At 43.6% G+C, this 24,821-nt stretch carries 18 protein-coding genes and 1 riboswitch; of the genes, 3 read left to right on the plus strand and 15 right to left on the minus strand.

The genetic code is table 11. The features are described from left to right. Nucleotides 1-15 precede the first annotated feature (15 nt). The 3 genes from AC3WJJ_RS02720 to AC3WJJ_RS02730 all read right to left on the minus strand — a co-directional run bounded on the left by AC3WJJ_RS02720 (nucleotide 16) and on the right by AC3WJJ_RS02730 (nucleotide 3,850). Entirely contained in the window at nucleotides 16-723 is a 708-nt protein-coding gene (locus AC3WJJ_RS02720; RefSeq protein WP_492539558.1) for a DNA alkylation repair protein, read from the minus strand. Nucleotides 724-779: 56 nt separating this feature from the next. Continuing rightward, nucleotides 780-3,035 (minus strand): ATP-binding cassette domain-containing protein, encoded by a 2,256-nt coding sequence (locus AC3WJJ_RS02725; RefSeq protein WP_492537789.1) that lies wholly within the window; start codon nucleotides 3,033-3,035, stop codon nucleotides 780-782. A gap of 683 nt (nucleotides 3,036-3,718) precedes the next feature. Next, on the minus strand, nucleotides 3,719-3,850 hold the full coding sequence (locus AC3WJJ_RS02730) for a hypothetical protein (protein ID WP_492537791.1): 132 nt from the start codon (nucleotides 3,848-3,850) through the stop codon (nucleotides 3,719-3,721). Between AC3WJJ_RS02730 and AC3WJJ_RS02735 the strand changes: the two genes are divergently transcribed. Both AC3WJJ_RS02735 and AC3WJJ_RS02740 read left to right on the plus strand, forming a co-directional pair. After that, the gene (locus AC3WJJ_RS02735) at nucleotides 3,849-10,160 is read left to right on the plus strand and encodes a DUF7507 domain-containing protein (RefSeq protein WP_492537793.1); all 6,312 of its coding nucleotides are present in this window, start codon (nucleotides 3,849-3,851) and stop codon (nucleotides 10,158-10,160) included. The genes AC3WJJ_RS02730 and AC3WJJ_RS02735 overlap by 2 nt on opposite strands. Continuing rightward, nucleotides 10,157-11,845, plus strand: a complete 1,689-nt coding sequence (locus AC3WJJ_RS02740) for a hypothetical protein (protein ID WP_492537795.1) — start codon at nucleotides 10,157-10,159, stop codon at nucleotides 11,843-11,845. The genes AC3WJJ_RS02735 and AC3WJJ_RS02740 overlap by 4 nt, the downstream gene beginning before the upstream one ends. Nucleotides 11,846-11,942: 97 nt before the next feature. On the opposite strand, the gene AC3WJJ_RS02745 is transcribed toward AC3WJJ_RS02740, so the two are convergent. The 3 genes from AC3WJJ_RS02745 to AC3WJJ_RS02755 all read right to left on the minus strand — a co-directional run bounded on the left by AC3WJJ_RS02745 (nucleotide 11,943) and on the right by AC3WJJ_RS02755 (nucleotide 16,084). Then, nucleotides 11,943-13,766 (minus strand): APC family permease, encoded by a 1,824-nt coding sequence (locus AC3WJJ_RS02745; RefSeq protein ID WP_492537797.1) that lies wholly within the window; start codon nucleotides 13,764-13,766, stop codon nucleotides 11,943-11,945. Nucleotides 13,767-13,901: 135 nt separating this feature from the next. Further along, nucleotides 13,902-14,059: riboswitch (cyclic di-AMP (ydaO/yuaA leader) on the minus strand. Between the two features lie 332 nt (nucleotides 14,060-14,391). Continuing rightward, nucleotides 14,392-15,540, minus strand: a complete 1,149-nt coding sequence (locus AC3WJJ_RS02750) for a DUF4179 domain-containing protein (protein WP_492537799.1) — start codon at nucleotides 15,538-15,540, stop codon at nucleotides 14,392-14,394. Then, the gene (locus tag AC3WJJ_RS02755; RefSeq protein ID WP_492537801.1) at nucleotides 15,533-16,084 is read right to left on the minus strand and encodes a sigma-70 family RNA polymerase sigma factor; all 552 of its coding nucleotides are present in this window, start codon (nucleotides 16,082-16,084) and stop codon (nucleotides 15,533-15,535) included. The genes AC3WJJ_RS02750 and AC3WJJ_RS02755 overlap by 8 nt, the downstream gene beginning before the upstream one ends. A 151-nt stretch (nucleotides 16,085-16,235) precedes the next feature. Here AC3WJJ_RS02755 and AC3WJJ_RS02760 point away from each other — a divergent pair, with 151 nt between their 5' ends. Continuing rightward, nucleotides 16,236-17,084: a copper amine oxidase N-terminal domain-containing protein gene (locus AC3WJJ_RS02760; RefSeq protein WP_492537803.1), complete on the plus strand. Its 849-nt coding sequence runs from the start codon at nucleotides 16,236-16,238 to the stop codon at nucleotides 17,082-17,084. Nucleotides 17,085-17,177: 93 nt separating this feature from the next. On the opposite strand, the gene AC3WJJ_RS02765 is transcribed toward AC3WJJ_RS02760, so the two are convergent. From AC3WJJ_RS02765 to AC3WJJ_RS02805, 9 genes are read right to left on the minus strand one after another with little or no spacing between them, the layout of a single operon-like run. Then, nucleotides 17,178-18,137 (minus strand): NAD(P)H-dependent flavin oxidoreductase, encoded by a 960-nt coding sequence (locus AC3WJJ_RS02765; RefSeq protein ID WP_492537805.1) that lies wholly within the window; start codon nucleotides 18,135-18,137, stop codon nucleotides 17,178-17,180. Between the two features lie 26 nt (nucleotides 18,138-18,163). Beyond that, nucleotides 18,164-18,967 (minus strand): energy-coupling factor transporter transmembrane component T family protein, encoded by an 804-nt coding sequence (locus tag AC3WJJ_RS02770; protein WP_492537806.1) that lies wholly within the window; start codon nucleotides 18,965-18,967, stop codon nucleotides 18,164-18,166. Beyond that, complete coding sequence (locus AC3WJJ_RS02775) at nucleotides 18,968-19,816, minus strand: ATP-binding cassette domain-containing protein (protein WP_492537808.1); 849 nt, start codon at nucleotides 19,814-19,816, stop codon at nucleotides 18,968-18,970. Continuing rightward, complete coding sequence (locus tag AC3WJJ_RS02780) at nucleotides 19,792-20,601, minus strand: energy-coupling factor transporter ATPase (RefSeq protein ID WP_492537810.1); 810 nt, start codon at nucleotides 20,599-20,601, stop codon at nucleotides 19,792-19,794. Before AC3WJJ_RS02780 ends, AC3WJJ_RS02775 begins: the two co-directional genes overlap by 25 nt. Continuing rightward, complete coding sequence (locus AC3WJJ_RS02785; RefSeq protein ID WP_492537812.1) at nucleotides 20,602-21,423, minus strand: SDR family NAD(P)-dependent oxidoreductase; 822 nt, start codon at nucleotides 21,421-21,423, stop codon at nucleotides 20,602-20,604. Beyond that, nucleotides 21,420-21,764, minus strand: a complete 345-nt coding sequence (locus AC3WJJ_RS02790) for a MaoC family dehydratase (RefSeq protein ID WP_492537814.1) — start codon at nucleotides 21,762-21,764, stop codon at nucleotides 21,420-21,422. Before AC3WJJ_RS02790 ends, AC3WJJ_RS02785 begins: the two co-directional genes overlap by 4 nt. Further along, nucleotides 21,761-22,147 carry an FAS1-like dehydratase domain-containing protein gene (locus AC3WJJ_RS02795; RefSeq protein ID WP_492537816.1) on the minus strand — a complete coding sequence of 129 codons (387 nt, stop codon included), beginning with the start codon at nucleotides 22,145-22,147 and terminating at the stop codon, nucleotides 21,761-21,763. Before AC3WJJ_RS02795 ends, AC3WJJ_RS02790 begins: the two co-directional genes overlap by 4 nt. Next, a complete protein-coding gene (locus tag AC3WJJ_RS02800) occupies nucleotides 22,144-23,295 on the minus strand; it encodes a thiolase family protein (RefSeq protein WP_492537818.1) in 1,152 nt (383 codons plus the stop codon). The genes AC3WJJ_RS02795 and AC3WJJ_RS02800 overlap by 4 nt, the downstream gene beginning before the upstream one ends. Then, nucleotides 23,292-24,773 carry an AMP-binding protein gene (locus AC3WJJ_RS02805; protein WP_492537820.1) on the minus strand — a complete coding sequence of 494 codons (1,482 nt, stop codon included), beginning with the start codon at nucleotides 24,771-24,773 and terminating at the stop codon, nucleotides 23,292-23,294. Before AC3WJJ_RS02805 ends, AC3WJJ_RS02800 begins: the two co-directional genes overlap by 4 nt. Between the last annotated feature and the right edge of the window lie 48 nt (nucleotides 24,774-24,821).

A 24,821-nucleotide genomic window follows, 5' to 3' on the forward strand; every position in this document is an offset into this window, starting at 1 on the left:
CATTTCACTCCTACATTAACATCTTACATATTTGCGTTTAAAACCAATTCTTCCTTTATCAATTTCCTTTTGAATGTTTTCGGAAGCATGTAAGATGCTATTTTTTTTATTGTCACGTCTGATTTCCACCGGACCTACAGTCTTAGCAGTTTCAATCGCCTTTTCGTGGAGAGGTATGTAAGAAAGACTAACTGTATAGATAAAGTTATTCATAGACGATTTTGTTCGATTCGGTGCATTGTGGATTGTATGTTCTACTTGTTCAAGCATACCTGCAAGCTTACTTGTATCAAACTCAGCGTCTGGACGACTACCCAAAAGCCAGCAATAACAGCTCCAACCTGCCGACATTTTAAGCTCTTCACCGCTTGCGATCCATTGATCGGCAACATCTTGAGCAATCTCTGTTTCTGCTAAAGTTACTGCAACCACAAAATCGGAAAGCATATAAAAATATGCACCATTTATCCAACGCTCAAAATCTTCCGCAGTCATTGCCATTGGATCCGCTATAATTCCCGCAAAATACATGGCATCGTAGTTCCCCGTGGCGTATAGTTGCTCTGCTAAAGGTTGATTACGCTTGATTTTCTTAGCAAGCGGCTTCATTGCGCCTGTTGCTACACCGAAGAGGGGTTCGTGCGCGCCATTACTCATGTAAATCTTTTTCAGGCGTTCCTTCCCAAGCGCTTCGAGTTCCTGCATAACTATTTCAAAATCCATCATAGTACACTTCCTTTCCAATATACATAATACATGGAATCTCTAGAAAGCCTAATTTATTGCAAGTACTTGCCCGTAATGGACTGCTCGGCATGAATAATCTGTGAAGGTGTACCTTCAAATACCACGTGCCCACCTTTGCTACCACCATCAGGTCCCATATCAATAATCCAGTCCGCTTGGCTGATCACTTCGAGATTATGCTCAATGACAATCACCGTATTACCCGCATCTACAAGACGATTCATAATTTCCATAAGGTGACCGATATCTGACATATGCAAGCCTGTAGTAGGCTCGTCCATCACATATATACTCCCCTTCTTATGCAGCTCACTTGCCAACTTAATACGCTGGCATTCTCCGCCCGAGAGTGTACTAAGTGGTTGACCAAGTGTTATATAATTCAAACCTACATCGCTCAGCGCCTGTAGTTTACGAACTACCTCTTTTAATTGGAAGAATTCCAAAGCTTGCTCTACCGTCATCTCAAGTACATCAGCAATTGATTTTCCATTAAGCAAGTAAGATAGAACATCTTCCTTGAATCTTTTCCCTCCACATACTTCGCATGGTAACTTCACGCTATCGAAGAATGAAAGATCAATATAAACAACGCCTAAACCCTGACAGTTCTCACAAGCACCTTTGGAGTTAAAGCTGAATAAGCTTGGACTAACCTTGTTCGCAGAAGCAAAGGCTTTTCTCACATCATCCAAAATCCCCGTATAAGTTGCAGGATTAGAACGTGTTGACACCCCTATGGCCGATTGATCGATAACGATAGCGTCTGGATGATTACGGAGAAATACATCATTAATCAATGTGCTCTTACCCGAACCAGCTACTCCGGTCACAACGGTTAGTACGCCGCATGGAATATCTACGCTCACGTTCTGCAAATTGTGCAGGTTAGCATCCTTAATAGTCAACTTACCTGAAGGCTTCCTGTATTCACTCTTTAACAGTAGTGGTCGTTTCATATGTGTCCCCGTTAAAGTTCCCGATTCCAGAAGTCCAGCATAGGTTCCTTCGTATACTATGTTACCACCCCGACTGCCAGCGTGTGGACCGACATCAATGATATGGTCTGCTACTTTAATAACATCAGGGTCATGCTCTACTACAAGCACGGTGTTACCTTTATCGCGCAATTTCTGAAGCAATTCATTTAAGCGATGGACATCTCGAGGATGAAGGCCCACGCTGGGTTCATCAAAAATATAAGTAACATCGACCAGACTACCGCTCAGGTGCTTCACCATCTTGATTCGCTGGGATTCGCCACCGGATAAAGTATCGGTTTCACGGTCAAGTGTCAAATAATCCAGCCCGATATCGACCAGATGTTGAAGCCGCTCTATCAGGGACTTTACGATCGGTGAAGCTGCAGCATCATCAATCTCTTGAATTACGCGGATGAGGTATCCGACCTCCATCGCCGACAACTCGGCAATGTTATGTCCATTAATTTTGCAGTTAAGTGCAGATTGGCTAAGTCGAGCACCATGACAACTGGTGCAAGGACCTTCGGAGATGAATGGTGCAACGGATTGTTGTGTCCGTTCGGACTTTGTCTTCACATCCTGCTTGATGTACTTGTTTGTAAACTTCTCAATAACACCCTCGACGGTAACATTCATTTCTTTTCCAGCAAAGTCCATCTTTACTTTTCTAGCCTTGCCATGAAGAAGCTGTTCAATATCCTCTTTAGAATAATCACTCAGTTTCCTATCAAGATCATAGTCTCCTGACTGTACAAGCATGTTCCATTCCCAGCTGTTTACCGCATAACCAGGAAGCATGATTGCCCCTTCATTAAGGGACTTAGACATATCCACAGCTTTACTCATATCGACGCTAAGACTACGGCCAATTCCGTTACACTCGGGACACATCCCCTGAGGATCGTTAAACGAGAACATGTGCGCTCCTCCAACATAAGGCTGACCTATTCTTGAGAATAGAAGACGGAGAATGGGAGATATATCGGTGATCGTGCCCATTGTGGAATGAGAGCCACCGCCAAGACGCTTCTGATCAACGATTACAGCCATGCTTAGATTCTCGATCGCGTCTGCATCTGGCTGCGGATATTTAGGCAAAAAATTACGAACGAACATGCTAAAGTTCTCATTCAACAAACGCGTGGATTCCGCAGCAATGGTATCAAAGACGATCGAGGACTTTCCTGATCCAGATACTCCCGTGAAGATCGAAATCTTTCGTTTCGGGATCCGTAAGGATACATTCTTTAGATTATTCTCTCTCGCAGCTGAGATGATGATATATTCCTGATTCGATTCACTCATCATTAACATCCTTTCACTAATCTTTATTTTTTAACTCAAATAAGGAAAATGCTCCGAACGAACATAAACCGGCTGCGTTATGATTTACAGTCGGTTCTCTCCATAGTTGTATTCTTATGTAGTAGTAGTCTAATCAAAAAAAAGGAATAAAATGGAGATAATACTGCGTATCTCCTAACCATTGTTTCTTGTATCTTGGCGCTTCAAACCTTCCAAATGATGATAAATACCGTTTTGGTGGCATTTGATTATATGTCACCCTTTGTTATTGTGTCAACCATGCCGTCATATCCAAATAGAAAAGCAGCATACTTTTACAAAATATTTGGGGCTAAATGCATCATTCATTTCATATGCTTAGTCGAGTAAACGATATTTCTTCGTCGAATATACGGAATGTCCTAAGGAGGTGAAATTATTCCTCTAATCGTCAGAGCAACATTTAATGCGACGGGTGCTGTCACATTCACAGGCAATACTCTCGGTCTAAGTCGTTCAGATACTGCGGGGGTACCCGGTACATCGGACAGCATTGGTGCTTTTTCAACAATTAATACGAGTTCTGTCTATGGCACTTATCCTCCGGGTACGACAAGCAACTATCTGAACAACAGTTCATCGGCAATTCTGAGCATTCCAACAGGCAGCACGATTCTTTATGCCGAACTGATTTGGGGCGGTTCTTATATAATCTCAGGAAGCATTAATCTCAGCGCATTTATTAATAATCCAGTTACTTTCATTACCCCGGCAGGAACGAACAGTGTAACCCCAGATTCAACAACTGCGAATTCAGTTGATTTTGGCAATGGCATGACTGCCTATGTCAGATCGGCCAATGTTACGTCACTCGTTCAGGCAGGAGGTGCAGGTACATATACGACCGGAAACGTCGTAGGGACCATTGTCATTAGTAATGACCCAACTGGTAATCATGCAGGCTGGACACTCGGCGTTATCTACCAGAACCCGACGCTTCCTTTTCGTAACATGTCGATTCGAGCTGGTGCTGTCCTGGTGCAGGCGACCTCTGATCCTGTTACCACAACACTTACTGGATTTGCTACCCCTGTATCAGGTGGGCTTGGTGGCAGAGCATTATTCAGTGCTCAAGAGGGAGACGCCAACCGTACCGGTGATCAGGCGTTGTTTGGTCCGACTTCTGCCACGGCAGCGGCTCTATCAGGTCCCAACAACTTTGCCAACAATTTTTTCGCTTCACAAATCAACAATAATTCAGGTGTGCTTGATACAACAGGCACGTTCGGCAACCGAAATCAGACTAACGGCACTCCTGGAACGAACATCATTGGCGGCAGGCAAGGATGGGATATCACGAACGTCGATGTCTCCGCAAGACTAATAAACAATCAGTCTTCAGCGGTTCTCATCCTAACAACGTCAGGAGACGCCTATGCCGTCAATGGCAATGCAATTCAAGTAGACATAAATGCACCCAAAATAAATGTCGTAAAAAGTGCGAACGTATCGAGTGGTATCATCGGTGATGTAGTAACTTACACGGTTACCGTGAGTAATACCGGTACTGCCAATGCAAACAGCGTGGTTCTATCAGATATCCTCCCTACCGGACTTACACTTGTCAGCGGGAGTGTTACTGTTGGGGGCGTGTCCAAACCAACCTACGATATCGTGGCTGGTGCACCGTTAGGAACCTTAAATTTTGGCACATCTATTACCGCTACATACAGAGCTACTATAACTTCCAAGCCAGCCTCTTCAGTGCTCGTAAATACTGCAAATACTTCCTTTGCTTTTCAAAGTGTCGCCGGTGGGTCTACGATAACCGGAGTAATTCCCTCCAATTCAGTTACCGTAACAGTCTTGTCACCTAATATCATCCTTACGAAAAGTGCTAATCGAGTGAATGCCACGGTTGGATCTACCGTAACTTACACGATTGTGGTTGCCAATTCAGGGAATATTGCCGCTTCCGTTTCACTTTCCGATAATATTCCAGCAGGCAGCACTTATGTTGATGGTAGCTTCGCTGTGAATGGATCAGCTGTCCCAGGGGCTAATCCCCCAGCAGGTGTATCAATCGGAAGTATCGGAGCAGGAGCCTCCTCAACGGTCACGTTTCAAGTACTTGTAAACTCCCTGCCCTCTCCACCGCAACTGGTTGATCAGGCCACTGCGGCCTATACTTTCCAGCCTTCTGCCGGTCGAACAATATCAGGATCAGCTACATCCAACACCATAACCCTTCCAGTCACGCTACCAAATATTACGGTTGCCAAAAGCGCTAATCTATCTGATATAGCGGTTGGTGAGACGCTCACTTACACTTCCATCATTACGAATAATGGTACGGAAGCTGTAACCAATACGGTCCTGACGGATGGGATCCCTGTAGGTACAACATTCATTTCTGGAAGTGTTACGGTCGGAGGTACTAGTGTCCCTTCAGCCAATCCATCCAGCGGCATTCCTGTCGGTACATTGGCTGCAGGAAGTACCATCAGTGTAGCGTTTCAAGTTATCGTTACTTCTCTGCCAAATCCCGCTAGTCTATCCAATCAATCGACGGCTTCTTACAGCTCCGGAACGTTTACGGGCAATTCATTGTCCAATACGATAACCACACCGGTGTACCAACCTGTTGTCTCGATTGCTAAAAGCGCTAATACCGTAAACGCAACAGTAGGGGATACGATCCAATATACGCTTCTGGTCCGTAACACCGGGAATATATCAGCTCAGGTAACGTTGACCGACAATATTCCCGCGGGTACAACATTTGTGCCGAATAGTGTGACGGTGAACGGTGTAACGATTCCGGGGGCAACACCTACCGGAGGAATTACCGTAGGAGCCGTGGCTTCAGGTACCAGTGTCTCCGTAGCTTTCCAGGTCGTCCTGAATTCACTCCCTTCGCCGCCTACAATAGTCAACTCAGCAGTTGGGACCTATAACTATCAGCTTCCGAGCGGGCGGAGCTTATCTGGTTCGTCAAATTCCAATACTTTGACGATCGCAGCTTCCTCCCCGAATGTTACGATTTCAAAAGTTGCTGATTTATCCGTCGTCACGGTGTCTGATCTATTAACTTATACGTTGACGGTTTCTAATAATGGTCTTGGAGCCGTTAACAATGTCATTGTTTCCGATGGGATTCCGGCAGGTACAACGTTCGTCAACGGAAGTGTAACGATTAACGGTGCGTCTTCGCCAAATGCTACTCCAGGGAATGGGATCTCTGTTGGTACAATTAACGCTTCAACATCGTCCGTCATTAATTTTAAGGTTAGGGTTACATCTTTACCGAGTCCTGCTCTACTGAGTAATCGGGCAATCGCTGGCTTTACATCCGGTGCTTTTACCGGAAGTTCGCAATCTAATACGGTTACTACCCCTGTATATCAAGCCATTATAAGCATCAATAAGAATGCAAGTACAACGAATGCAACTGTAGGTGATACTTTTAACTATCAGTTTCAAGTAAGCAATACCGGCAATACGGCTACATCTGTGACGTTGACAGATAATATCCCGATTGGTTCCACTTTTATCGAAAACAGTGTATTGATCAATGATATACCCTTACCGGGAGTCAGCCCTGTAACAGGAATCCCTTTAGGTGTGATTCAACCGGGAAACACAGCAGTAGTCAGCTTTGTGGTCACAGTCACATCCTTGCCTTCTTCCCGCCAGCTTACGAATCTGGCAACCGCCTCTTACATCTATACTTTACCTGGTGGAAGGCAGATTTCTGCTGTTTCCACATCCAATTCGCTAACAATTCCAGTAACGATTCCGAACGTAAGTATCGTCAAAACAACTTCCACTACTTCTGTTGTCGTGGGTGACATCCTGACTTATACCAGTGTTGTCACGAATAATGGCATATCCAATGTGAATAACGTTAGTTTACTTGACAACATCCCTGCTAACGCATCATTTATACCTCAAAGCGTAATTGTTAACGGTACATCACGTCCGTCAGCAGTTCCGTCCGAGGGAATTTCAATCGGTACCTTGGCCCCTAGTGCTGTGGCTACCGTAACATTTGAGGTGAAGATAACTATGCCGATTCCTAAGCAGATTAACAATCAGTCAACCGTTAGTTTTACATCGGGAACGTTCTCAGGAACCACAGCATCCAATATTACAACAACGCCCATCATTCAACCGCAAATATCTCTTGTTAAAAGTGCAAGTACGACCAATGCAACCGTAGGTGACTCTATCACTTATACAATTACGGTTAACAATACCGGTAATCTTGGTGCGACCGTTACGTTGACGGATCCAATTCCTGCCGGAACAACATTTACGCCTAACAGCGTTATTGTGAATGGCAGTCCCGTACCGGGAGCATCTCCCGTCTCTGGAATCAGTTTAGGTACTGTCAATGCTGATGCTAGCATCGTCGTTACCTTCGGAGTGGTCGTTACTAGCCTTCCAAACCCACAGTTTTTGTCGAATCAGGCAACTGCAAATTTTACGTTCACACCACCTGATGGACGGCTACTAACCGGCTCCGCTGTGTCTAATACAGTAACGGTCCCGGTGTCCGCTCCAAACGTTAGCGTTACTAAATCAACTGTGTCAACTGCTGCAACTGTAGGTGACACAGTCATCTATTCGACAGCGGTAACCAATTCCGGTATCGAAACTGTAAACAACGTACAATTCACAGATATTATTCCGAGCGGTACAGCTTTCGTTAACGGCAGTGTAACAATTAACGGAACCGCTGCTCCGTCCGCAAACCCGTTGAGTGGAATATCTTTGGGGTCGATCAATCCAGGAGCAACCACCACGGTTGCTTTCAGCATAACAGTTAACACGGTACCTACATCAGGCCAGCTAAACAACCAAGCGACCGTAACCTTTACTTCTGGTGCGTTCTCGGGCTTGACCAATTCCAATACGGTCACAACACCAGTATATAATTCGGTACCAACCGTTTCCAAAAGTGCCAACACATCCAATGCAAGTGTCGGTGATACGGTCAGCTATACTTTTCAGATTAACAATTCAGGTAACTTTGGAGCGCAAGTAAAGTTAACTGACAATATTCCCGCAGGTACGGCATTTGTTCCAAACAGTGTGCTGGTGAACGGTTCTCTGCAAGCTGGTGCCGATCCAATCACCGGTATTAATGCTGGAGTTGTTGGACCTGGTCAGACGACGACAGTCATTTTCTCGGTTGTGATCAACACATTGCCTTCTCCGCAGCAGCTCGTGAATCAAGGGACTGCATCAGCTGTCTTTACCTTGCCTGACGGACGTATCATAACAAGAACAGCCGTATCTAATACGGTATCCATTCCAGTCTCAGCACCGAATGTTAACGTCGTCAAAAGTACACCATCAACGGCACTCACCGTTGGAGATACCGTGACTTACACTTCACTGATCTCTAACAGTGGAATTGCCAGTGTGAGTAACGTTCAGTTTACCGACCCCATTCCCACAGGTTCTACATTTGTAACGGGGTCCCTAACTGTTGATGGAGCAGCCCGCCCTGCCGCCAATCCAGCAACTGGCGTCATCATTGGAACCATTGCTCCTGGTGACACCGTAACGGTGATCTTTCAAGTAAAGGTTACTTCACTTCCCGCAGCATCTGCTTTAAATAACCAATCTACGGTAACCTTCTCATCCGGAACTTTCTCGGGGGTTACTTTTTCAAATACGGTTTCAACACCGATCTATCAGCCCAAATTGACCGCTGTGAAAAGTGCAAATACAACGAACGCGACCGTGGGGGATACGGTTTCTTACACTATTTCAATCAACAATACGGGTAATTTCGGAGCATCCGTCACATTGACCGACACGATACCAGATGGAACAACTTTTCAGCCTAACAGCGTTCTTTTGAATGGCCAACCGCTCCCTGGGGCGGACCCTTCTACGGGTATTCCACTTGGTGTGGTTGCAACGGGGGCGGTCGTCATGTTCTCTGTTACTGTAGATGCTGTACCAGCATCAGCACAGTTGATCAATCAGGCTTCTGCGACCTATACCTATACCCTACCGGATCAGCGGGTTATCAATGGCTCCATTACTTCCAATATTGTTTCAATTCCGGTATCCGCACCTAACCTGTCCGTGGTCAAAACTTCTACGCTTACAGATGCTTCCTTCGGAACCGTCATTCCTTATACCGTTACGATTACGAATAATGGAATCGAAAATGTGACGAATGTAGTATTTTCTGATAAGATCCCACCTGCTACCCAATTTGTGTCTGGTAGCGTTACAGTGGATGGAACCTCCGTACCGACCGCGAATCCAGCCACTGGCATATCGCTCGGCACGATTGCTCCAGGCGCTGTAGTGACAGTTACTTTTAACGTAACCGTCATTTCAATACCAGCAACAGGACAACTGTCGAATCAATCTTCTGTAAGTTTTACGTCGGGCGCCTTCTCAGGAACAACCTTCTCAAATATCAATAACATTGAAGTCTACCAAGCGATCATTAATGCAGTAAAAAGTGCTAACACGTCCAATGCAACGGTTGGGGATACAATCGTATATAATGTGGCTCTCACGAATACAGGTAACTTACCTGCAATAGCAACACTTATAGATCCAGTCCCTGCAGGAGCGGTATTTGTCCCTAACAGCATTCAGGTAAACGGAATTCCACAGCCGGGTGCAGACCCTTCAACGGGCTTTAGTGTTGGCACAATTAATCCAGGCACCACTGTTATTGTTAAGGTATCAATGGAGGTAACAATCGATACCTTGCCGAATCCACAGCAGCTCGTGAATCAAGCAACCATAAATTATACGTTCCAGCATCCGGACGGTGAGATCCGTACAGGTACGGCATTATCGAATGTAGTAACAATTCCGGTCTCTTCTCCAGACATTTCGGTTGTCAAGAGCACGCAATCCATTGATGCGGTCGTTGGTGATATCATTACGTACAGTATTAGCGTAACGAATAACGGAATTGAAGCTGTCAATAACGTCGTGCTAGTTGACCCTGTTCCAACAGGCTCGGTCTTTGTAGCGGGTAGCGTTACCGTTGACGGTCTTTCACGGCCTACCGCGAATCCGAATACGGGCATCACTATCGGTACAATTGCTCCAAACGTAACGGTAATCGTTACATTCCAGGTACAGGTGACGACACTATGAAGTCCGGACTGACCCCAGATTTTATACTAAAAAATCAAACCATGGTCCGTTTTAGTATTAATGGGGCAGAGTCCGTAGCCTATTCCAATACGGTCGATACTCCCTGGGTCGGTCCAATCTTGAAATTCAATAAATTTGTGCATGAGAAGATAGTTACACTCAATCAGACCATAACTTATAGCTTCACGATCCAGAATGATGGCAACCGTGATGCGGATATCATCTTGTATGATACTTTACCTAAGGAGATTTCCTTTATCCCTAACAGCTTGTTAAAAGATGGTGTTCCGCTTCCGGGTGCCAACCCGAATAATGGTGTTAACCTTGGAAAAGTATATATGAACTCTTCGATTCATGTCGTTTTTCAGGTGATATTAGTATCCATCCCTCCTTCACTCGAAGTCAGCAATATGGGAAGAGCCGACTATAAGTTCCGCTCACTAGAAGGAAGGACGATTACTGGTACAATTCACTCCAATTCGACATCAATCACCGTACTCCCCTATTTTGTGTCACTGATTGCAGAAGTCAGCACAAACCAGACGTTCAGCGGAGATATAATTACCTATCAGCTATTGGTACTGAATCAGGGGCATGTTGCTCTTGCCAGTTCGGTGATCTATGTTCCGCTGCCATCAGGAGTGACGTTCGTTCCAGGTAGTGTCGTGATTGATGATATGCATAATCCAACGATTCAACCTGAGGATGGTATACCTCTGGGTACTATTGAACCTGGTGCTTCGATATGTATCAAAGTCAATCTTCGAATTTGCGATTCGGTGGAGATTAATCCTTTTCCCCTGCAGGGGTATTTACAATACTCGGTTGATAGCGAAGAGCTTTCGGTTCAGTCGAATGAACTTTTTGTGAATGTAATCCAGCCCATCGTAATTATCAGAAAAAGTGTTAATAAGCAGAGAGCTACGATCGGCTGCACACTTCGTTACCAATGCGACATTAGCAATGATGGCGATTTCGCCGTGGATGCTACCCTAAAAGACCTTCTTCCGAAACACCTATCTCTCGTTCCTGGAAGTATACTTATGGATGGTAATCCAGTACATGGAGCCAATCTTTCACAAGGGATATTTCTAGGGACAATAAGACCGGATCAACAAGTGAAGGTGACTTTTGATGCAATTGTAGAGAAGATAAAAGCTCCTCCCCCAGCATCCATTGTTGCAGAAAATCAAGCTTCTGTTACGTTTACATTCCGTATTCCAGATGGTCGTCTCATTCGTCAAATGTCACTTTCCGATAAGGTCACCGTTGAATTGTTAGCTCCAAACTTCATGGTAACAGCCGTTCCGGATCATTACTTGGTTGGTCTTGGCGAATTACTATCGTTTACGATTACGGTCAAGAATACTGGATCACTCGCAGCAGAGTTCAGCTTGGACGGATGGAATCAAGACATAGACGTTTTTGAGAAAGGTGTGGTCATTCTAGAGGATGAACACGAAATTCCGCTTCAAGGCTGTCCTTACCCACTAGGTATCCTGAATCCGGAAGAAACCATTCAATTCTGTTATCTAACTAAGGCATCAGAGGCCATTGATGAAGAAATTGAAGATGTGACCGGGTACTTTCTGTTTACTTACCTTACAGAAATCGACGAATGTATGTACAGTGGCGATTTCCGATCAAGCATGATTAACATTTTATTGGATATGGATAACGAATAATGGGTTTAATCTTTTGATTGTTCAAAAAAACAGCGTTGGCTTTAAAAAAAGCCTAACGCTGTTTTTTTCGTGTATTCAAGTGGGGAACTTATATCATCTATTTCTTTAAGTGATATGGAACTGTCGTAACAATGACATCCTTCCGATACAGCAAGTATGCACGAATCATAAGACTGGTTTGGTTATGAAGTAGGTTTTGCCAGCCTTTTTTAGGAATGAATTGAGGAATTACGACCGTTACTTGATATTGAGATTCAGCCGCTTTACGCTGCACTGTATCAATAAATTTACCTAATGGCTGAATAATACTCCGGTATGGAGAATTTATCGTCACAAGCCTAACATCGGGTCTCCACTTCTTCCACTTTTCTTCGAATCGAGTTAACTCTTCTCTTTCAAACGGAATGTAGAGTGCAATAACTTGGTCAGCTGATAAAGACTTCGCATAGTTTAATGAATGCTCAACGACATGAGTTATTCCTGACACCGGCAGAATAACAACATTACCTTTGATTTCAACCGATGGTTCACAAGTTGAGATGCGCAGTTGTTCACCAACAGCATCATAATGCTTCTTAATTCGATAGAACACATACACGATGACCGGTAAGAATATAAAGAATGGCCATACCTGTGAAAACTTAGTCATGAAGAACATTAGGAATACCGTTAAACTGATCAATGCTCCTATTGTATTAATCAAGAGTTTTGGCACATATCCTGCCGGTTTCTCACGAATCCATTTCAACATCATCCCTGTCTGAGAAAGTGTGAATGGTATAAATACACCCACTGCGTATAAGGGAATGAGGTGCTCGGTTTGACCATGAAAAGCAATAATCAGCAGTATGGATAAGAAGCCGAGAATCATAATACCGTTCGAATATCCTAACCGATCTCCCCGTGCGGTAAACATTCTTGGAATAAATTTATCCTTAGCTAGATTAACTGCAAGAAGCGGAAATGCTGAATAGCCTGTGTTGGCAGCAAGAATAAGAATAAGTGCTGTAGTTCCCTGGATAAAGAAGTACATAAAATTACGTCCAAAAGTCTGCTTGGCTATTTGAGATACGACGGTCTCCTGCGCTGTTGGTGCTATCCCATAATAATAGGCAAGGAATACAATCCCTGAGAATAATACAGCTAACAGGATTCCCATGGCCATTAGTGTTCTTGCTGCATTTTTAGGTGCAGGATCTTTAAAGTTAGGAATTGCATTGGAAATCGCTTCAACGCCTGTGAGTGCCGAACTTCCTGAGGCGAATGCCTTTAAGAGTAAAAACAAACTAATTCCAGCAACTGGCGTACCGATCGGAGCATGTAAATCTGGAGAAACATGCCCCGTGAATATATTGTACATACCCACCACAATCAAAATAAATAATGCAAATACGAATAAATAGACAGGGTATGCTAACACCGTAGCAGATTCGGTTACTCCACGGAGATTTAGAATTGTGATCAGTATGACAAATGCAACAGCTATACTCACCGTATGTTCATGGAGTGCTGGAAATGCCGAAGTTAATGCATCTGTTCCTGCTGAGACGCTGACCGCTACAGTCAAAACATAATCCACGAGTAAAGAACCCCCGGCAACAAGTCCAGGGAGAACTCCTAGATTTTGCTTAGATACAACATACGCTCCACCACCGTGCGGATAAGCATAAATGATCTGACGATAAGAAAGTATCAAGGCCGTTAGTAGAACCAATACTCCGATCCCAATAGGTATTGAATACCAAAGAGCTGCTCCACTTATTGTAATGAGAACAAGTAGGATTTGTTCAGGACCATATGCCACGGATGATAAAGCATCCGAGGATAGGATGGCTAGTGCTTTTTTCTTGTTAAGTTTTTGTTCTCCTAACTCGTTCGATTTCAATGGTCGACCTATCAAAAGTCTTTTTAATGCTGCCATCGTTAGTTCACCGCCAGTGGATAAAATTATAGGAATGGATGTGTCTTACGGCGTCCCGTATCAGCATTTAGGCACATCAAAAAAGCCACAGGAAAGTTGGACTTTCCCGTGACTTGAAAAAACAAAGTTCACGACAAATCCTCTTTCATAACGCTTACGAGGTTAGCTGACGGATTCGGGATCGAAAGTATCCCTACACTTAGCAACTAGCCAAGTGATTCACCCCTGAGATGAGATTAGCCTCATCTTAATGGTTCCCCCGCTTCTGATTAAGAATTCAGCGATCTAGGACTATTCAATGTTGCTTCCAAACTGGAATCACATTCAAGATTATGAATGAATCTTACTCCCATCCCGTACTTACTGTAAAGATCCAAAGAGACACAAATCGGTTTAAAAATACCGGATATCATTTCATGATACCGATTACAAAGGCTCAACACCCTTATTATCGTGAATTATCTCGATTTCGCTCTTGTTATTAAAGAAAAAAAGAGAAGACGCATTTAGGTCTGCTCTTTTCTTTTATGAATGATCTGATTTTGAGCCAATAAGGCGACTTAATGTGGACTTAACACGAACGCTAGGTGCCTATTCTCCATATAGGATCAACTTTTCAGAACTCTCATTTTATTTTAAGCTCAATTACAGGCTCTTCATGTTCCTGTACTGTTGTTTTTGATCTGTTGAGTTCAGGAGATAACTTCAAAACGATTGATTGGGGCTCATCCAGCATATTGCTGCCAAATACATACTGCATCCCGTCCTCAGTTCCGCCTCCTGAGATACTAGGCGCTTTGTACATTTTCCCTTCAGCCGTTTCTGAGACAATTTCATGGTGATTAAGCATTTCGCTAATTGAAGTTCTAGTTTTAAAATTATTTGTTTTCCCAGGATTATATACGAATGTAGCTCTTGTCATCAGCGGAGAAACTTCAACCTTGGATAACAACACTTGATGATCGCCAAGCATAAACGATTGATCCGGTTTATATATCTCCGTCTTGGTTAAAGAAAATTTCGGGTCCAAGTCGAACTCTACCTTTATTCGCTCTGAATAGTTCATCTCTGAACGGATCGTGCCTGTCTTGGGATCAGAAAGCTTACCGGGATCAACGGAGGCAATTTGGAAATCGACTTCAATACGATTCGGTAAAGGCTTACTACGATCAAATTCTAACGTTGAACGCCCCTGCCAGCTCTGACCTTCCAAGCCACCAATTTTCGACGTATTCCCTAGATAACGACCTGTTTGTATGTCTGTCATGCGAACACTGTTCACATCATATATTTCCCGAGTCGAATCTGATGTAGCCGTATACAACAAGATTAACTTGTTCTCGTCTGCAGTAACGGCATCGATGGTAATCTGGTAAGGTCCTGATTTCGCCGACTTGTTGATCACCTGTATATAGTCATTTCGTATCGCAGACTCCAATGTACCTCCATCAATATCGTAGGCGGCCATACTCTTAAACTTATCCAGGGTACCCCAGTCCATCGTTCTTTCATTGACTACCTGTGCTGTTTGTGCTGGCTGCGGAGCGTGGGTGTCCATCAGCGGACTAAGTAACAATAAACCAATAGCCATGATGGTTGTGAGGGATATAGCCGCCATTTTCATCGTAAAAGATCGTGATTTCCGTCGTGTCCGTCCCATCGCAAACCCACGCTGAATGGCATATGTCGCATCCATAGGATGTAAGTGCTGCTTCTGTTCTTGTTGGATAACGTCTGCCTCAGTAAACATAGCTTGCTCTTCCTGACTAGTCATCTTGCCATTCCCCCCGATTTTTCATTAATTTCCTTAATTGCTCCAGCCCCTTATGCTGCCAGGTCTTTACCGTCCCCTCTGGCTTGCGGAGAATCGCAGCAATCTCTGATAATGTCATGTCATTGTAGTATTTTAGAAGCAGCACATGGCGATACTTGGGTTTCACCTCTTTCAGAAGAGACCATATCACAAGTCTGTCATGATTGAATCCTTCAAAAGCATGTTCACGAGTGGCTTTTTCCAACTCTTCATCAGGCAACAGTACTGCCCGTTTACGTCGTCTCTGTTCATCAATACAAACATAGATCAAGATACGAATGATCCAGGCTTTGAATGCCTTCTTATCTTTTAATGTTGAATGCTTAACCCATGCTCGGCAAGTCATCTCCTGCACGGCTTCGAGGGCATCATGCCGATTGCGCAAGTAACTATATGCAATACTAATCAGTGTATCTTGGTGTTCCATAATGGACTGGTAAAAATCGGTCTCCTCATCCGTTCCTGCCAGCACCACCTTTTTCATCTCGGCTTGGGAGCCCATCATGATCTCCTCTCCTTTTCCTTTCTCTATAAAACGTTCTGTAAATGAAGACGAGCAAACACGTAAAACAGTTTTTTTATTTGAATTTAATAACTCATGGGTGTAATGTACAACTAAGATATTGGATAAGTTTAGTAATCATAGGAGGGGTTATGTGTTTAAACGAGTTACTTTAAAGTTGGCTGCGATCGTTTTACTGTTCGTACCCGTACTTTCATCTCCGGTTTATGCGGCGAAACAAGATGCTAACATAGACCATGGGCTCATACTCAATAATCGTGTCTTCATTCCATTACGAGCTGTCTCTGAACAATTCAATATACCTGTGAAGTGGTATCAGAACGAAAAGACCATATCCTTACAAAAAGGTGATACTAAAATTCTACTAGCGACAAACGTTAATCGAGGAATTGTGCTTACTCCATCTGTCTCTGAAGATCTTGAATACGACCTTAAATATATTGAGACTGACTCTCCGGCTCAGATTATTGATGGCTCTACTTATGTCCCGCTTCGATTTATAAGTCAGTCACTAGGTGCAAATGTGACTTGGAATCAACAATCCAAAGAAGCCCATCTTACATTGGATGGCTTGCAAATTGTGGTCAACATCAAGCAACCAACCTATGAAACCGTCCAAAAAATTACAGGCACTCGACTGCAGCAACTATCTCAGAAATTGAATGAAGCAGCAGACCTATCGTTAATTAAAAATATAAATTCTCATTTCAAAGCATCTTTTACGGATTATTTCATTGATTCCATTATGAAGAATAACGAATTAAGATCGACGGATTTAAACCAAGAACCTCCAGTAACCACTGTTAATTATACAAGTAAGAATTCCGCTATCTGGATACAATCTACGGTACTCGGTCCCACTTTAACTGGTGATCAGGATTATGTAGAGGATCGAATCTGTAATTTGATCTATATCAATGGAGTATGGAAAGTGAATAGCGTTGATTTCAAGTTACGGCTAATCCCTTATTTGGTTCAATAGCGATACAAATCAATTAAAAAATAGACAGCTATCAGCTGTCTATTTTATTGACGAGGAAGATTTTTCTCTTGTATAACAATTCCTTATTCATGTTTAACTTCCCCACACTCTTCGAATACACTCAGCTTCCTTAACCATTCTGTTTATCAACTCAGATACGGTTGGGATATCATGTATCATGCCTGTGACTTGGCCTGCCCAACCAAAGCCTTCCTCCTTATTCCCTTCGCAAATCCACCGTTTGTTGGTTTCACCACTAATATAATCTTTTAGAGCTTCATATGTTGGTGAGACTTGCTCGATTTCAATTATTTTGTCAGCGTACTCATTTCGAAGTACTCTGGCAGGAGAATCGATTGAGCGTTTTATGACGACCGTATCCATTTCAGCACTCTCTATTAGCGCCTCTTTATAGGAATAAGAAGCATGAACACATTCCTGCGTTGCAATAAATCGCGTACCCATTACAATTCCCTCTGCACCAAGTGCGTGAGCAGCCATCCATCCTCGACCGTCTCCGATCCCTCCTGAAGCTAGAACAGGTATTGATACGGCATCAACAACCTGAGGAACGAGTACCATGGTTCCAACATCGTCACGCCCCAGATGTCCTCCACCCTCTTGTCCCACCACGATTACTGCAGATGCTCCTAATTGTTCAGCTTTTTGTGCCTGTCTCTTTGAAGAAACAAGCACCAGTGCACGTATATTAGTAGGTTCAAGTCTCTTTAAAATCTCGGTAGGATTTCCGCCGGTGATCGTTACTACAGGTAATTCCTCTTCAATCGCAACCTCAACTCGATCCATATAGGAAACACCATGCATGCCAATTGCAAAGTTCACACCAAAAGACTTGTCTGTCAATTGCCGTGCACGTTGAATTTCTTGACGAAGAGCCTCTTCATTCGGAAGACTCATAGCTGTGATCTGTCCAAGTCCCCCTGCATTCGAAACGGCAGCCGCCAGATCTGAATAACCTAAATAAGCCAATCCTCCTTGAATGATTGGATATTTAATATGCAATAATTCAGTAATACGAGTATTCCATTTCATGTTGTGCGCCTCCGCTATAAGATCTTTCAGATCCCACTTGAGTTTAATACGATTGGAATCAATGCAACTACTATGGCTATTCCACCAGCTCGATAATCTAGGTTCTGAAATTCCAATTGTTCAAAGCGAGTTCTTCCTTTGCCGTTACCATAAGCACGTGCATCAATAGCGTAGGTCAGTTGTTCAGCACGCTGGATGGTTGTAAACAGTAGTGGCACTATAATCGGGATATACGCTAAAAAGCGCTTAGGCAGCGATAAACTTGTTATATCTACGCCTCTGGCCTTTTGCGCGAGGAGTATACGATCTAGCTCCTGCTGAATTGTTGGAATAAACCGGATCGCAATAACAATCATTAACGAAAACTGCTCCACAGGAATCTTCAGCTTTGATAGTGGTGATAGCAATTTTTCAAGACCATGAGCGAGTGTTAGCGGTTTTGTTGTTAATGTTAGAATGGAAGCTAGCAAGACAAGTAATACAATACGCCAGACGAAATGAATCCCATTACGTAGCCCTTCCCTCGTTAGTTCAATGAATGACCAAGACCAAATGACCGTTCCTTTCGTGAAGATCACATGGTATAGAAATGTAAAGGATAAAATCAATAAAATAGGCTTGATACCTCTCCAAATCACACGAGCCGGAATCTTCGATAACATCAACAAACTAGTAACAACAAGGGTAGCAAGCACATAGCTTAAGCTAGAGTCTAGCATCAGAAAGCTCAGCATAATCATAGCGATGCCAATAAGTTTTGTCCTTGGGTCCAGTCGGTGAAATATGGAATGCGTCTCTATGTATTGACCTATTAATACAGTATTAGCCATTTAGACGCTCCTTGTATTCCAGATTGACATGATTGCATTCATAATATCTTCTTCTCTACAGCTCGCCACTTGAATCCTAACGCCTGATAATTCCTCTAACAATTTTAATAGCTGTACAGATTCTGGCAGTGATAGACCAAGTTCCTCTAATAAATGAGATTTCTCTATAAAAATAGTGTTAGTATCATAGTGCCCCATAATCTCTCCACCTTGAAATACGATGACCTCGTCAGAGTACTCTGCAACATCTTCCATCTGGTGTGACACGAAGATCAGGGTACGATTCTCTTGTTGCTGCCAATTTTTTAATAACTGCAACATAGCTACACGACTGACCGGATCAAGTCCCGCTGTTGGTTCATCCACGATCAGTACCTTCGGGTCCATCATGAACACAGAGGCGATCGCTAAACGGCGCTTCTGTCCCCCACTTAATTGAAATGGCGGTAATGGAAGGATATCTTCTGATAGACCTACTTGAGGCAAAATCACCTGAATTCTCTCCATGATCTGCTTACTTGTGTATCCGTGCTGTTTTGGTGCAAAGGCAAGCTCCTTATGAACCGTCGTTTCAAATAGCTGATGTTCTGGATATTGAAATACAAATCCGATATCAGGGATAACCTTTAGTTGCCCTTTCGTGTCTCTAGTAACGGGCTGATGATCAATCAGATATTCCCCTTCAATGTCGGCAATCAATCCCTTCAACACTTTAGCAAATGTAGACTTGCCTGCACCAGTCTGCCCGATAACAGATATCCACTTTCCTTCTTGAATGGTGCAGCTTACTTCGTGCAAGGCTGTATGACCAGAATAATGAACACTTATTTTGTTGAGTTGGTAGACCATTGTGAGCCAATCATCTCCTTCCAATCCGCAATCAGTGGTGCTTGGAGTTGCAGCTTTTGATGAAGCTTCACGGCAAAAGGCAATTGTAATTGATAATTAGCAGCATTCGTCGTTTCAAAGAAAGTTAGCGGATCACCATCGTATTCGAGTTTCCCCTGATGAATAAGAAGCATACGCTCAGCGGATAGCACTTCCTCCATATGATGTGTGATGTAAACGATCGTCATGCCTTGCTGATGCAGCTCATGCATAACCGAAATGACCTGCTCTCTTCCCTTGGGATCAAGCATGGAGGTTGCCTCATCGAAGATGATCATCTGTGGGCGCATAGCCAGAATAGCCGCAATGGCTACCCTCTGCTTCTGACCACCAGAAAGTTCATGAGGCATCGCTTCTAAATAGCCCTCCATTTGAACAGCTTTCAATGAATGTTGGAGACGATCAAGCATTTCTTCCCTTGGCACTCGAATATTCTCGAGTCCAAACAATATCTCATCCATTACGGTTGTTGTAATGAATTGATCTTCTGGGTTTTGGAAAACAAAACCGATCTGTTCATGTATTTGGATCAGATCCTCCGGACTTGACGTGTTAAGATTGTTAAACTGTACGCTGCCTCCCTTCGGAAGCACGAGTCCATCCATCAACTTTGCAATGGTAGACTTACCACAACCGTTCGCACCAACAATCGCTATGAACTCACCAGAATCTATGGTGAAACTGATATCTTCTAACACAGGCTCGCCTTTTTTATAATAAAAATCAACTTGATTAAATGTAAGCATCTATGTACTTCCCTTCTGTTCTAACCATGTAGCGAAGAATGCGTCAATATTGTCTTCGGAAAAGACAGGCTGAGGCTTTTGCCATTTCGTTACCTTAGAGCCATTCACACCGAATATTTCACCCGTTAACTCTGGATGGGGCTGTGCAAGTAGAGATGACACGAAGTGAGCAATATCCTCTGCTTCTCCGACCCGCCAGAATTCTGGAAATGGCTCATTCAGCCGATCATACTTTTGCTTTAGGTGGTTAATAACAGGCTCCGTCATATCCGTTAAAGCTGCTGGTGAAATGCCATTTACCCTGATCTGATGTTTCTTCAATTCAGCTGCTAGTGTCCACACGATGCCGAGTATTCCCGCTTTCGCCGCACTGTAATTCATCTGCCCAATCGAACCTATTAATCCAGCCGTAGAAGTCATCAGAATGATGTCTCCTCCATTGTTCAGCATGTACGGCAAAACGCGATTTATCATATAAAATGCGCCATTAAGATGCGTGTCCATTACAGACTTCCATGCTTCATCAGTCATGCGAAGACACAGTTGATCCTGTAAATTACCGGCATTATGAATTAGAACGTCGATACGTCCATATTCAGCTGTAACCGCATCTATCATATCAGTAACTAGATTAGGATCAGTAACATCGGCACAGTACCCCATCGCACCCCCATTCGCTTCATGAATTTCATGTACGACTTGATTGATTAGTGTTTGATTGGTCCCGTTCACAACAACCTCATAACCTGAATGTGCAAGATTCACCGCAATACTGCGCCCGATGCCCCTCGTTGATCCTGTGATGATCGCTACTTTTTTCATGGCTGCCTCTCTTTCACTGACATCGTCCCGGATGCAATCATTTCGCCATCCTCTCCAGTAACCTTCACTAAAATATAGTCAGCTGCCACTTCAAATTCAAATTCCACTTCCGAATCGGCATAAAGTGGATTTAGAAATCTCAGTTTATACGATGTGATCCATTGATCAGGGTGCTCTTGAATATATAAGGATTGTGCTAATCCCATAATATACATCCCATGTGCAATAGGTCGTTTGAATCCAGCACATGCTGCAGCTTCGGCATCAAGATGAATGTCTGCTGCATCTTTAGAAGCCGATGCATATTGCCGGATGGATTCAAACGATATTCGTTTCTTCAATGCTCATCACCTACCCGAATTAACACCGTTTCAGCTGTGAAAATAAGCTGGCCACCGCATCTACCCGTAAGAGTATGGGTTAACAATGTCAGTATCCCTTTCCCTTGACTCCCTGATTTTCGTTCAACCTTCGTTAATGCTAACTCACAGTCTAAGAGCATTCCTGCCATAAGTGGTGCTTCATATGCAAATGACTGCGAACCGTGAATCAAAGATTCACTCCGATCCAGCCATGGAATATCAAACTCTTGCCAGAAAATGATGGGCATCGTCGCAGGGGCCATCAACTTTCCCCCTACTTTCTGCAGGGGGGCTTCGATACTGTGTGCATATAACGTAATCCACTCTGTTGTAACATGAAGTTGATGCCAAATCCTGTTCATTCCACGACCTCTACAAGTGTAGCTATTCCTATACCACCACCAATACCTAGCGTAGCAAGACCTCTTTTATAAGGGTTAAATAGCATTTCAGCACATAGACGTGTTACTAAAATAGCCCCAGATGCACCGTATGGATGACCAATAGCGAGTGCACCGCCTCCTAAGTTCACCTTCTCCTCTGAAATCTGAAGCTGATTCAGTGATGCCAGTACTTGTGAGGCAAATGCTTCATTAAATTCCACGATGTCAAGATCAGCCACGGACAGCTGCCTACGACGCAGCACCTTTTGAACAGCAGGAACGGGACCCATACCAAGCACATTTGGATCAACTCCAACTGCTTGAGCATCCACGATACGTAGAATAGGCTTTAGCCTATACTCCTCACATTTTTCACGAGACATGATTAATATTAGAGCAGCCCCATCATTGATCGGACAGGCATTACCAGCCGTTATCGTCCCTTGTTCCAAGAAGATCGGCCTGAGTTGCTGCAGCTTATTAAAGCTCGTATTGGCTCTTGGGCATTCATCAGTCGTTATCCACTCATTATGAACCTGAAGAGGTACGATCTCCTGCTCAAATCGCCTCGTTTGCTGAGCATGTATCGCTTTTTGATGGCTTTTCAATGCATAAAGGTCTTGCTCTTCTCTAGATATCCCGTATCTAAGGGCCACATTCTCTGCAGCTATACCCATATCCGGATCGCCGTAGGAACTTGGTGTGAAATGAGCCCGAGTATATAGCTTAGGTACACCCATTAATGTATGAGGCTTCTCCATTTTCCATGGTGCGCGACTTGTACTTTCCACACCACCTGCTAAGTAGATCTCGCCTGCACCGCTTTGTATAAGTCGCGTCGCTATGTTAATAGCCTCTAAGCCCGAACCACATTGCCGATCAATCGTAACGCCCGGAACAGAGACAGGCAATCCTGCTTCAAGTGCCGCAACTCTTGCAATATTTCCACCTGGGCCCACAACATTACCGATGATGACATCATCAATCGATTCTGGAGGTAATTTCGTTTCAGCTACAATATGCTGGATAAGTGGCGATAATAAGCTTTCTGGTTCAAGGTGACTTAGAACGCCTCCCATTCTGCCAATAGGTGTACGTTTTGCCATAACAATCACCGCTTCTGTCATAAGATCACTCTCTTCATGTATTCTTTCATCGCTTGGCGAGCTATCTTCCCACTGCTCGTGTAAATGAACTCCTCTACCGTGATCAGCTGTTTAGGTGCTTTGAAACTTGCTAAATGCTGACGACTATATTGTTTAATCTCTTCTATAGATAACCGATTTGCTCCTGTCCATTTCACAAGTGCCGTAACCTGATCTCCCCAATAAGGATCTGGCATACCTAGTACCATGACTTCATGAATTTCCGGAAGCTGTAGCAGTACAGACTCTACTTCCTCTGGGAATACATTAAGTCCACCGGTCACCATCCTATTTTTAGAACGTCCTGCTAAATACAAGTAACCATCCTCGTCCAGATATACATAATCTCCAAGGATCAGCCAACCGTCTTTGAACACTTCCTTCGTTTCTTCGGGTAAATGATAATAGCCGCAGAACATCATCTCACTACGTATGTAGAGCTGCCCAGCAACCATAGCGGGTACTTCCTGACCATATTCATCCCGGACTGATATCTCTACCCCTGAAAAGGGCTTGCCAATGGAATTCATTTTCAACTCGTTATTAACATTCAAATAACTAATGTAACTTGATTCAGATGAGCCGTAATATTCATACATTTGTGCAACTTTAAATACTTCCTTACTCCTTTGCTTGGATGCTTCCGTCCACTTTCCACCTGAACTAATGATGGCTTGAACTTGAGTCTTCCCAGGGATCGCCTGCTCCAGCATGGACTCAATCATCGTCGGTACGACGAACAAGATCATATTAGGAAACTTTTCGCACAGTTCAAGAACTTCTCTTGCACTGAAGTGTTGTATCATGTGAAAGGTCGCGCCACTAGTCAGGCTCTGCATTAGTGCGAATAACGATAAGGAATGCACAAGTGGACCTGGTGCAATCATGTGCTCGATGTGGTCTAGTTCAAATGCTTCGCTTGTCGCTTCAAAGCTTCTAATCCATGATTCGTGAGTACGCATAAACCCTTTGGGCGTACCTGTTGTTCCTGATGTAAAACCAATGAATAATAATTCATTGGTGTCATCCATCATAGCTTCCGGCTTAAAAGCATCAATCCAATGGTCATAAGAACCTTCCTCTTTATCCCCAAAAGTTAGAACTTCTGTTTCTCTAGCCTGAAAGACTAGATTCTTAACGAATCTAGTCTCCGTAAACATCATTTTTGGCTTACACTCTTGAATAATCGTATTTACTTCTTTACTACTCCATTTCGGATCTAAGGGAACCGGTACACATCCTGCATAAACAGCCCCAAGAAATACTTCTACAAATTCAATACGATTCATCGACAAAATAGCGACTTGATCTTGAATGAGTCCATGCTGGAATAGTCCCTGTGCGATTTGTTTCATCCTCTGTACTAATTCCGAATACGTTCGGCTCTCTCTACCATGAGATAGGGCTATATGGTCCGGCTGCTGATATGCATAATCCAGAAAAGATTCAACTAGATTCATCTTTTATCACACCTATGTACAGATTTATGTTGAATTGTTTGATTTTAC

It is taken from the genome of Paenibacillus sp. FW507-14B1B (genome assembly GCF_058781425.1).

Excerpts from the sequence above, each read along its gene's own strand:
- AC3WJJ_RS02740 (WP_492537795.1), top strand. The coding sequence starts at position 10,157 with ATGAAGTCCGGACTGACCCCAGATTTTATACTAAAAAATCAAACCATG.
- AC3WJJ_RS02800 (WP_492537818.1), bottom strand. The coding sequence starts at position 23,295 with ATGACAGAAGCGGTGATTGTTATGGCAAAACGTACACCTATTGGCAGA.
- AC3WJJ_RS02780 (WP_492537810.1), bottom strand. The coding sequence starts at position 20,601 with ATGCTTACATTTAATCAAGTTGATTTTTATTATAAAAAAGGCGAGCCT.
- AC3WJJ_RS02755 (WP_492537801.1), bottom strand. The coding sequence starts at position 16,084 with ATGATGGGCTCCCAAGCCGAGATGAAAAAGGTGGTGCTGGCAGGAACG.
- AC3WJJ_RS02730 (WP_492537791.1), bottom strand. The coding sequence starts at position 3,850 with ATGCCATTGCCAAAATCAACTGAATTCGCAGTTGTTGAATCTGGGGTT.
- AC3WJJ_RS02765 (WP_492537805.1), bottom strand. The coding sequence starts at position 18,137 with ATGAAATGGAATACTCGTATTACTGAATTATTGCATATTAAATATCCA.
- AC3WJJ_RS02795 (WP_492537816.1), bottom strand. The coding sequence starts at position 22,147 with ATGAACAGGATTTGGCATCAACTTCATGTTACAACAGAGTGGATTACG.
- AC3WJJ_RS02785 (WP_492537812.1), bottom strand. The coding sequence starts at position 21,423 with ATGAAAAAAGTAGCGATCATCACAGGATCAACGAGGGGCATCGGGCGC.
- AC3WJJ_RS02745 (WP_492537797.1), bottom strand. The coding sequence starts at position 13,766 with ATGGCAGCATTAAAAAGACTTTTGATAGGTCGACCATTGAAATCGAAC.
- AC3WJJ_RS02725 (WP_492537789.1), bottom strand. The coding sequence starts at position 3,035 with ATGAGTGAATCGAATCAGGAATATATCATCATCTCAGCTGCGAGAGAG.
- AC3WJJ_RS02750 (WP_492537799.1), bottom strand. The coding sequence starts at position 15,540 with ATGACTAGTCAGGAAGAGCAAGCTATGTTTACTGAGGCAGACGTTATC.
- AC3WJJ_RS02775 (WP_492537808.1), bottom strand. The coding sequence starts at position 19,816 with ATGGTCTACCAACTCAACAAAATAAGTGTTCATTATTCTGGTCATACA.
- AC3WJJ_RS02770 (WP_492537806.1), bottom strand. The coding sequence starts at position 18,967 with ATGGCTAATACTGTATTAATAGGTCAATACATAGAGACGCATTCCATA.
- AC3WJJ_RS02720 (WP_492539558.1), bottom strand. The coding sequence starts at position 723 with ATGGATTTTGAAATAGTTATGCAGGAACTCGAAGCGCTTGGGAAGGAA.
- AC3WJJ_RS02735 (WP_492537793.1), top strand. The coding sequence starts at position 3,849 with ATGACTGCCTATGTCAGATCGGCCAATGTTACGTCACTCGTTCAGGCA.
- AC3WJJ_RS02805 (WP_492537820.1), bottom strand. The coding sequence starts at position 24,773 with ATGAATCTAGTTGAATCTTTTCTGGATTATGCATATCAGCAGCCGGAC.